Here is a 9788-nt window from a genome sequence, read left to right on the forward strand (position 1 = left end):
CCGTCTCACGGGCGTGCTCGCGGGCCTCCTCGGCCAGCTCATGGGCTTCTTCGCGCTCTTGGTGGGCCTCGTCGGCCTCTTCCTCAATCTCGCCGCGCTCCTGCTCCGTCTCACGGGCGTGCTCGCGGGCCTCCTCGGCCAGCTCATGGGCTTCTTCGCGTTCCGACCCCTCGTCGTCGGCTTCTTCGGCAAGCTCCTGGGCCTCGTCGTCCATGCCCATGTCGTCTTGGTCCTCACTTTCCTGCTCGTCTTCCCGTTCGCGCTCTTGTTCGGCCTGCTCGCGCGCTTTATCGGTTTCCTCGGGAATTTCCAAGGAGTTGGACTCGGAAAGCTCCTCGGCCTCGGGGTTGTCGATGACCCCCATGGTCACATCGTCTTCCACGGCCCCGGCGGTTCCCGATAAGGCAAGGCCGGCCCCGAACAAGGCGATGAAACCGGTGATGGTCAGTTTGCGGTTCATCGGTGCTCCTACGTGCGATCGGGTGGCATTGGTGGTGTCAGGGTCAAGCGCTTTGGCCGGTGCCCAAGCGGGAACGATCCGGCTGTTGCGGCTGCAGGCGCACATTCAGCCGCTTTTGTTGTCCGCCGTGACGGATATTGGCCCGGAGCACCCCGCCTTCGCCGCGCACGATGACCGGAACCCGGAGCAGGTTCTGACCGGGCTCCAGCGTGGCTTGCCAGTTCAGGCGGCGTTTGCCGGGATGGTTGGCGATCTCGACGCCTTCCGGCACCTCGACGCTCAAGGTAACCCCTTCCATGCGACGGCGGCTGTTGAAGACCAGGTTGACTGGCTGGCTTTGACCCGGTTTCACCGCGACCATCGGGGGCTCTTGGGTGCCGTTGAGGGGCTTCTGGGTTACCAGCCCGAGGACCACCGCTATTAAGAGCCCGGCTGCCACTGCCAGACCGCCGGCCTGCCACCGGCGTTGCCGTTGGCGCTCCCGCCGGGCTCCTTGACCCATGGCTCGTTCAACCAGATATTCGGAAGCCGGAGGAACCGGCAAGTCCTGCAGGGCCCCCAGAAGGTCGCGGTCTTCCCGGAAGGCTTGGGCGCACTGGTCGCATTCCGCCAGATGCGCATTAACAGCTTGCCTAAGGGACGGCTCCAGACGGGCATCCAGATAGTCGTCGCGGAATTTTCGGTTCGTCTTGCAATCCATGCCGTGGTCTCCTCTCACCCTCAAGACGGCAGAGCCGGTTAAAGGGTTCCTTCCCGGCCAAGGATCTTCCTTAGCCGGGCACGTGCCCGGTGGAGCCGGGATTTGAGCGTGCCGGTGGGGGCCTCCAATGTCTCGCTGAGCTCCACCAGGGTGTAACCTTCCATGTCGTGGAGAACGATCACAGCCCGCTGGTCGGGATTGAGGCCATCAAGAGCTCGTTCAAGCCGGCTGCGATCCCGCCGGGCCAGGACTTCGGTTTCGGTTTCCCGGGCTTCCGAGGGCATGTTGTCGAAGGGGTCGGCAGCGCCGGCCTCGTTTTCCAACAACCGCAAGCGGGCTTTCTTGCGCCGGTTATCGATGAACTGCCGGTAGAGCACGCGGGTGAGCCAGGGCCCCAGCTGGTCCACCGTCTCTAGCTGTTGCCGGCGGGGATAAAGCTTGGCCAGGACCTCCTGGACCAAGTCCTCGGCATCCTCCCGCCTTCCGGTGAAGCGATAGGCAACGCGGTAAAGCTGGTCGACGTGAGGCCGCACCATGGCCTCGAAGTCGGCGCCGCTGCCGCCATCCCTGGATTTCGTCATTGCCTCCCCCATATCCCCAATAAACGGCCTGACGGCAAAAGACTCCGTCGCATGAGACGTGCGAGCGTATGTTATAAATTCGGATCCACCAAAGGGGTCCATTGGAGGTGATATGACCGGCCCCGTCGACGGCCTTTTGGATCGGGTCAATCAGGTGATTTTGGGCAAGGAGGGGCCGGTCCGCCTTGCTGTTGCCTGCTTGCTGGCCCGCGGCCACCTCCTGATCGAGGATCTGCCGGGTGTGGGCAAGACCACTCTGGCCCACGCCGTGGCCCGCCTGCTGGGCCTGGAATTCCAGCGTCTCCAGTTTACCTCCGACATGCTGCCGGCGGACATCATCGGGGCCTCCATCTTCGAGCGGGCCACGGGCTCCTTCGTGTTCCATCCCGGGCCCCTGTTCGCTCAGCTGGTTCTAGCCGACGAGGTCAACCGCGCCACCCCCAAGACCCAGAGCGCGCTGCTGGAGGCCATGGGGGAGCGCCAGGTCTCGGCGGAAGGGGATACTCGGGCGCTGCCAGAGCCCTTCTTCGTCATTGCCACCCAGAACCCGCTTAATCAGGTGGGCACCTTTGCCCTCCCCGAATCCCAGCTGGACCGCTTCCACATGCGCCTCTCGCTGGGCTTCCCCGACGCCCGCGCCGAGCGCGAGCTGCTCCAGGGGGAGGATCGTGGCGAGCTGATGAAGGAGCTGGAGCCCGCCATGGAGCCGGGGCAGCTGGTCGATCTACAGGCCCATGTGCCGCATGTCCATGCCGCCGAGGCCCTGATCGATTACGTCCAGTCCCTGGTGGCCCATACCCGCCAAACCGGCCGCTTTCGGACCGGGCTGTCGCCCCGAGCCGGGCTGGCGCTGCTACGCGCTGCCCAGGCCTGGGCCCTGGTGGACGGTCGCGACGCCGTTCTTCCCGAGGACGTCCAGGCGGTATTTGGGGCGGTGGCCGGCCATCGGCTCCACCCCCTGCCCGACGAAGAGGGGCGCACCCCTGATGAGCACGCCGATCTGATCCTGGAGGAGGTGGCCATCCCCTGATGCGCCTGCCCCGTTCCCTGCGCGCCGCCTTCCATCGCTGGATCGCCCGCCGCATGGGCCGGCAGGGGCGGGTGATCCGGCTGGACTACCCGCGCATCTACATCCTGCCCACTCGCGCCGGGGCCGCCTTCGCGGGCATGCTGGTGGCGATGTGGCTGGGCTCGGTGAACTACAGCAGCAGCCTGGGCTACTTGCTCACCTTCCTGCTGGCCGGGGTGGCCTTCGCCGCCATGCACCATATCTTTCGCAACTTGGCCGGTCTGACAGTGACCAGCACGGGCACTGAACCGGTGTTCGCGGGTGGTGTGGCCCGCTTCCGGGTGCGGGTGGGCGATCCCGCGGGGCGGGCGCGGTGGGCAATTGGCCTGGGGTGTGAGAGGGCGGATAAGGTGACCGACATTCCCCCCGACGGCTCCGGTTGGCTGACCCTGGAGGTACCAGCGCCAAGCCGCGGTTGGCTAGGGCCGGGACGCTTCGCCTTGCTCACCCGCTTTCCCACCGGTCTGTTTCAGGCCTGGTCCTGGCTGGACCCGGACTGGACCGGCCTGGTCTATCCCCGGCCGGAAGGCGGCGCGGTGCCCGGGCCCGAGGCGTTCGCCGCCACCGAGCGCGGCGGCCAGTTCGGCGAAGGCGATGAGGACTTCCGCGGCCTGCGCCGTTACCAGGCCGGCGATCCGCCCCGCCACCTGGCTTGGCGACTGCTGGCCCGGGGCCAGGAGCTGCATACCAAGCAGTTCGCCGGCCAGGCCCCATCGAAGGTCTGGCTAGACTGGCAGGCCCTGGCCGGCATGGAGAATGAAGCCCGGATCGCCCGCCTTACCCGGTGGGTACTGGACGCCGAGCGCGCCGGCCACTCCTACGGCCTCCGTCTTCTCGAGGCCGAGATTCACCCCGGTCAGGGCCCCGAGCACCGCCACCGCTGCCTGCAAGCCCTGGCCCTTATGAACCAATGAGCGCCATCCGCGACAGCCTGCCGCCGCGCACCCTTTCCGCTCTGCTGCTGGTGCTGGCCGTGGTGGCCGCCCCTCACGCCATGCGCCTGCCTCTGTGGCTGACCGCGGTGGTGGTCGCTTTGGGCCTGTGGCGTCTCGGCATCGCCTGGCGGGGCTGGCCGGCACCGACCCGCTGGGGCCGGGTGGTTTTGACCCTGCTCCTGGGGGCCGGCGTGGCCACCGCCTACGGTACCGTGGTGGGCCTGGACGCCGGCGTGGCCCTGGTCACCGCCATGGGGGGCCTGAAGCTTCTGGAGATGCGCCGGCGGCGGGATACCCTGGTGCTGATCTATCTGGGCTATTTCCTGGTCATCACCCAGTTTCTGTACGACCAGACCATGCCCATGGTGGCCTATCTGCTTTTCGGGGTCTGGGGCCTGACCACGGTGCTTATCGCGGTGACCCGGGCCACCGGCGGCGACCGGCCCCTGGCCCACGGCCGACTGGGGGCGGCCCTGGTGGCCCAGGGCCTGCCCCTGATGGTGATCCTGTTCGTCCTCTTTCCCCGGGTCTCCGGGCCGCTTTGGGGGCTGCCCGAGCGCAGCACCGCCGTAACCGGCCTCGGTGACGACCTGTCGCCTGGCGGCATCAGCCAGCTGTCCCGCTCGGATGCCGTGGCCTTCCGGGTGGAGCTGGATGATCCGCCGCCAGCACCGGATCGCCGCTACTGGCGGGGACCGGTGTTCACCCGTTACGACGGCGAAACTTGGCAGGCTGGCCGCGACCGCCGCGGTCCCGTGCCCGAGCCCCGGAGTCGGGGCCGCAGCGTAAGCTACACGGTGATGTTGGAGCCCCATGCCCAGCGCTGGCTGTTCACCCTCGACCTGCCGGCGGCCGCCCCGGAGGACGGGCGCCTGGGCCGCGATTTGACGCCCCTGGCCGAAGACCCGGTGCACCAGGTGCGCCGTTATGCGGTCCGCTCCTACCTCGAGTTCCGGGTCCAGACCGAGCTGCCCCCGAAGCGCCGCCAGCACTACCTGGCCCTGCCCGACCAGGGTCACCCCCGTGCCCGCGAGCTGGCCGAGGGGTGGCGGCAGCAGGCCGAGGCCCCCGCCGATGTGGTGGAGCGGGGCCTGGCCCATTTCCGGGGGGACGGCTTCCGCTACACCCTGACCCCGCCGGCCGTGGCCGACAACTGGGTGGACGCCTTCCTGTTCGACACCCGCGCCGGGTTCTGCGGCCACTACGCCGGCTCCTACGCCTTCCTGATGCGCGCTGCGGGCGTCCCGACCCGGGTGGTGACCGGCTACCTGGGCGGCAGCCTCGGCGACGATGGCGACACCATCACGGTGCGCCAGTCCGATGCCCACGCCTGGACCGAGGTGTGGCTGGCGGATCAGGGCTGGGTCAGGATTGATCCGACGTCTGCCGTCTCCCCCGAGCGGGCCGAGGAAGGGCTGGCCGGCTCGGTGGCGGCCGGCGAGCCCGTCCCCGCCATGGCCCGGCCCGAGCAGAGCTGGCACAAGACCGCCCGCCGCCAGCTGGAGGAGATGGACGCCGCCTGGAACCGCTGGGTCCTGGCCTACGGCCCGGAGCTGCAGCAGCGTTTCCTTAGCCGGTTCGGCCTGGGCGAATGGCCCCGCATGGTGATGGGTCTCGGGGTGGCCCTGGTGGTGGTCGGGGGACTCACCGCCGGGGTTATCCTCGTCCGTCGCCGGCCCCGGCGGGATGCGGCTTCCGCGGCCTTCGCCCGTTTCGAGCGCAAGGCGCGTTGGGCCGGGGTGCCGAGGCGGCCGGGGGAGGGGCCGCGCGACTTCGGTGAGCGCGCGGCGGCGGCCTTCCCGGAACGGGCCCAGGCGCTGGCGGCCATCACCGAGAGCTACCTCCGCCTGCGCTATTACGGGCTCGCCGATGACGGCGAGCTGCGGCGCCTGCGCCGGCGCATCGCCCGGCTGCGGTTGCCCAGGAGCCGCGGCTGAGCCCCACCCCGTGAGCCCCTGATGGTCTAGCATGGAAGCCCCTTCAGTCCTAACCGGGGACAGCCTTTTGACCTCCACCTACCATGAGATCGCGCTGCTGCTGCTCATCTCCGCCGGGGTGGGGCTGCTGGGGATCCGGCTGCGCCAGCCGCTGATCGTCGCCTTCATCGTGGTGGGCTTGGCGGTGGGGCCCGCCGGTCTGGGTCTGGTCAGCGCCCACGACCAGATCGACCTGCTGGCGCAGATCGGCATCACCATCCTGCTGTTCCTGGTGGGGCTGAAGCTGGACCTCCACCTGGTCCGGCGGCTGGGTCCGGTGGCGCTGGCCACCGGCCTGGGCCAGCTCGCCTTCACCATCGCCTTCGGCTTCCTGATCAGCCTAGCCCTGGGCCTGGACGCCGTCACGGCGCTGTACGTGGCGGTGGCGCTGACCTTCTCCAGCACCATCATCATCGTCAAGCTGCTGTCCGACAAGCGCGAGATCGACGCCCTGCACGGCCGCATCGCCATGGGCTTTCTGATCGTGCAGGACATCGCCGTGGTGGTGGCCATGGCCCTGCTGGGGGCTTCGCGCGGCCAGGAAGGCGGGCTGATGACCGCGGCCGTGGCGGCCGGCACCCTGCTGGCGGTGATGGGCGCGGTGCTGCTGCTCATGCGCTACGTCTTGCCGCGCCTGGTGGCGGTGCTGGAGCAGTCCCACGACCTGCTGCTGATCTTCGCCGTGGCCTGGGGCACCGGCCTGGCGAGCCTGGGCGAGGTGGCCGGCTTCGGCAAGGAGGTGGGCGCCTTCCTGGCCGGCTTTTCGCTGGCCTCCTCGGGCAACCGGGAGCTCATCGGCGAGCGGCTGGTGAGCCTGCGCGATTTCCTGCTGCTGTTCTTCTTCATCGATCTGGGCAGCAAGCTCGACCTCACTACCCTGGGCGGCGAGCTGTGGCCCGCGGCGGTGCTGTCGGCCTTCGTGCTGGTGGGCAACCCGCTGGTGGTCATGGCCATCATGGGCACCATGGGCTACCGCAAGCGCACCGGTTTCCTGGCCGGTCTCACGGTGGCCCAGATCAGCGAGTTCTCCATCATCTTTATCGCCATGGGGATATCCATGGGCCACGTGGGCGAGCAGGCCCTGGGGCTGGTGACCCTGGTGGGGCTGGTGACCATCACCCTGTCCACCTACATGATCCTCTATTCCGGTCAGCTGTACGCGCTGGTGGGGCCCTACCTGGGGCTGTTCGAGCGCCGCCATCCCCACCGCGAGCGGGCGGTGGAGGAGCGCGCCCGGCCACTGCGCGAGGCCAGGGTGGCGGTGGTGGGCATGGGCCGGCTGGGCCGGCGCATCGCCACCCGCCTGCTGGCGGCGGGGATCAATGCGGTGGGGGTGGACTTCGACCCGGAGGCCGGGCGCCGCGCCGAGGAGATGGGCGTGACCGTCTACCCGGGCGACGCCTCCGATCCGGCGGTGGTCGAGCTCTTGCCCGGCGAGCCGGGCACCTACCTCGTCAGTACGGTGCCCAAGGTCGAGCCCAACCTCGCCCTGTGGCAGGGGTTGCAGCGGGTGGGCAGCCGGGCCGAGGTGCTGATGGCGGCCTTCAGCGACCGCGATGCCGAGCGCCTCACCGCGGCCGGGGTGCCGCGCCTGCTGCGGCCCTACTCCAGCGCCGCCGAGCACGCCGCCGCCCTGGTAGCCGAGGAACTGGAATCAGCGGAGGATAGGCCATGGTCCGGATCGACAGCGTCCTCGTAGCGAGGGGTTTCGCCCATCCGGCCGGGCGGTGCTGACGGGCTTGGAGAGCCGCCGGACCGGAAGCGCCTGAGCCCCGGCCGGTTACGCCCGCTTAGCGGACGATGGCAGCTCGCCTAGGCTTCGGGGCTCCGACGGACCGCAAGCGGGCTTCCCCTGATCCCTCCCCAGGCCAGTAATCGCTCATGCTTGAGTAGATGCTGATCCTTCCCGCGCATCGCTTTGAGGGGCTATGGCGGAAATCAATTCCTTCCTGTTGGTAGGCGGGCTCCTGATCCTGGTGAGCGTACTGGTCAGCACCCTGTCGGGTCGGCTTGGGTTCCCCCTGCTTCTGGTGTTCCTGGGGGTGGGGATGCTGGCCGGAGAGGACGGCCCGGGAGGCATCCAGTTCGACGATTTCCGGACTGCCTTCCTGGTCGGCAATCTGGCGCTAGCGGTCATCCTTCTGGATGGCGGCCTGCGCACGAGCCTTTCGACGTTCCGTGTGGCCCTTTGGCCGGCGGCGGTACTGGCCACGTGGGGGGTGGTGTGCACCGCGGCCCTGGTCGGGGGGCTGGCCGCGTGGCTGCTGGATACCTCCTGGCTCTACGGGGCCCTGATTGGCTCCATGGTGGCGTCCACGGACGCCGCCGCGGTCTTCTCCCTCCTACGCAGCGGGGGTATCCAGCTCAACAGCCGGGTCCGTTCGGTGCTGGAGATCGAATCCGGGATCAACGACCCCATGGCGGTGTTTCTGGTCATCGGGCTGGTGGAGCAGATCCTCGCACCCGGGGCGGGCTCGGTGGCCGATATGCTGTGGCTTTTGGGCCGGCAGTTCGCCCTGGGGATCGGCGCCGGCCTGCTTGGGGGCTGGCTGCTGGCCTGGCTGGTGGAGCGAATCCAGCTCGCCGAGGGTCTTTTCGCCCTGCTGGTGGGCTCCGGGGGACTGGTGATCTTCGCCGGGGTGAACTACGTCGGAGGCAGCGGATTCCTCGCCATCTACCTGACCGGGCTGGTGGTGGGGAATAGGCGAAGTGCCGTTATTGAAAGCATCCTCAAGCCGATGGACGGGCTGGCTTGGCTGGCCCAGGCCGGCATGTTCCTGATCCTGGGGCTGCTGGTGACCCCCTCGGCCCTGGTCGACCATGCCCCTGCCGCCCTGGCTCTGGCCCTGTTCCTGATGGTGGTGGCACGGCCCCTGGCGGTGGTGACAAGTCTGGCGCCTTTCCGGTTCGCTTGGCGGGAGATGGGCTTTGTCGGGTGGACCGGCCTGCGGGGTGCGGTGCCGATCGTGCTGGCGGTCTTCCCCGTGATGGCCGGGGCCTCCGGCGCCCAGCTTCTGTTTGACTCGGTGTTCGCGGTGGTGGTGGCCTCGCTGCTGATCCAGGGGACCTCGCTGCCCTTGGCTGCCCGCTGGTTCCGCGTAATGGTTCCCCACCAGGTGGCCCCCACGGTCCGGCGGGAGGTGTGGCATTCCGGGACCCGGGCCATGGAGCTGGTGGCCTTCTCCGTGGAGCCCGGGGCGCCCATCGTGGGCCAATCGGTTGGGCAGCGCCTGACTGCCCAGGACGGGCTGTCCTTGCGCCCCGTTCTGGTGGTCCGGGACCAGCATCCCCTTCTGCCGGAGCGGGCGGACGCCATCCAGGAGCGGGACCTGATCTGGGTCCTGTGTGACACCACCTGGGTGGAGCGTCTGGCGCGCTTGTTCGCGGCCGAGGAGGCCGAGGCCGAGCTGACCCCGATTCGGTTTTTCGGGGAGTTCGCCATAAGGGCGGATGCCACGGGGGCGGATCTCAGGCAGGCTTACGCCTTGCCGCTCGCGGAAGGGGAGGATGGGCTCCCCCTCGCTCGGATCATCGAGCAGCGCCTTGGTCGGCCACCGGTCGTCGGCGACCGGGTGGACATCGGCAGGAGCCAGCTCGTGGTCCGGGACATGGAGGGGGAGCGGGTCGCCCAAGTGGGCTTGAAGCTTTCCGGTACCGGCGGTGGGCCGTAATAGCATGACCCAAGGCTCCCTGGCTGGGAGCCGCCCGGAATTCCTGGGATGAGCGGATCTTCCTCACCATGATTTATATGTTGGCCGCGCCCCTTCAGACGCGCACCAATGTACGGCTCTTTGCGACAGGAAAGCAGGTCAGTAGGGGATGTGGTCGTCCTCGGCGCCGTCGAGGATGGCCTGGGCCCGGGCCAGCAGCTCCGGCTCGGGGTGGCGCTTGAGGGCGGCGTCCCAGCGCGGGAACAGGTTGGCCTCCTCGCGGCCCTCGTGCTTGGCCAGGGTCCCGGACAGGATGCCCATGAGGGCGGCGATCATGGAGGCGTCGGCGAGCTCCTCCATGGCGGCGAGCTCGCGGATCTGATCGAGCTCGCCGAGGATGTTGTCGTGCTCGTGGAT

General features: G+C 68.8%; 7 protein-coding genes and 2 pseudogenes. 5 read left to right on the plus strand and 4 right to left on the minus strand.

Going from position 1 to position 9788, the window contains the following annotated elements; all coding sequences use genetic code 11:
* From V5A19_RS12990 to V5A19_RS13000, 3 genes and pseudogenes are all read right to left on the minus strand, one after another.
* Positions 1 to 460: pseudogene (locus tag V5A19_RS12990) on the minus strand (hypothetical protein); the annotation flags it as partial.
* A gap of 43 nt (positions 461 to 503) precedes the next feature.
* Positions 504 to 1160 (minus strand): anti-sigma factor family protein, encoded by a 657-nt coding sequence (locus V5A19_RS12995; protein WP_332319539.1) that lies wholly within the window; start codon positions 1158 to 1160, stop codon positions 504 to 506.
* A gap of 38 nt (positions 1161 to 1198) precedes the next feature.
* On the minus strand, positions 1199 to 1741 hold the full coding sequence (locus V5A19_RS13000; RefSeq protein ID WP_332319540.1) for an RNA polymerase sigma factor: 543 nt from the start codon (positions 1739 to 1741) through the stop codon (positions 1199 to 1201).
* A gap of 112 nt (positions 1742 to 1853) precedes the next feature.
* Between V5A19_RS13000 and V5A19_RS13005 the strand changes: the two genes are divergently transcribed.
* The 5 genes from V5A19_RS13005 (at position 1854) to V5A19_RS13025 (ending at position 9392) form a co-directional block, all read left to right on the plus strand.
* Positions 1854 to 2771, plus strand: coding sequence for an AAA family ATPase (locus V5A19_RS13005; RefSeq protein WP_332319541.1), 918 nt, complete (start codon positions 1854 to 1856; stop codon positions 2769 to 2771).
* Positions 2771 to 3724, plus strand: a complete 954-nt coding sequence (locus V5A19_RS13010; protein WP_332319542.1) for a DUF58 domain-containing protein — start codon at positions 2771 to 2773, stop codon at positions 3722 to 3724. Before V5A19_RS13005 ends, V5A19_RS13010 begins: the two co-directional genes overlap by 1 nt.
* Entirely contained in the window at positions 3721 to 5682 is a 1962-nt protein-coding gene (locus tag V5A19_RS13015) for a transglutaminase TgpA family protein (protein ID WP_332319543.1), read from the plus strand. The genes V5A19_RS13010 and V5A19_RS13015 overlap by 4 nt, the downstream gene beginning before the upstream one ends.
* A gap of 31 nt (positions 5683 to 5713) precedes the next feature.
* A complete protein-coding gene (locus V5A19_RS13020) occupies positions 5714 to 7420 on the plus strand; it encodes a cation:proton antiporter (protein WP_443081503.1) in 1707 nt (568 codons plus the stop codon).
* A gap of 229 nt (positions 7421 to 7649) precedes the next feature.
* Positions 7650 to 9392, plus strand: coding sequence for a potassium/proton antiporter (locus V5A19_RS13025; protein ID WP_332319545.1), 1743 nt, complete (start codon positions 7650 to 7652; stop codon positions 9390 to 9392).
* 138 nt (positions 9393 to 9530) lie between these two features.
* Here the strand turns inward: V5A19_RS13025 and V5A19_RS13030 are convergent.
* Positions 9531 to 9788: pseudogene (locus V5A19_RS13030) on the minus strand (hypothetical protein); the annotation flags it as partial.

It is taken from the genome of Thiohalorhabdus sp. (assembly GCF_036628635.1).
Lineage (GTDB): Bacteria > Pseudomonadota > Gammaproteobacteria > Thiohalorhabdales > Thiohalorhabdaceae > Thiohalorhabdus.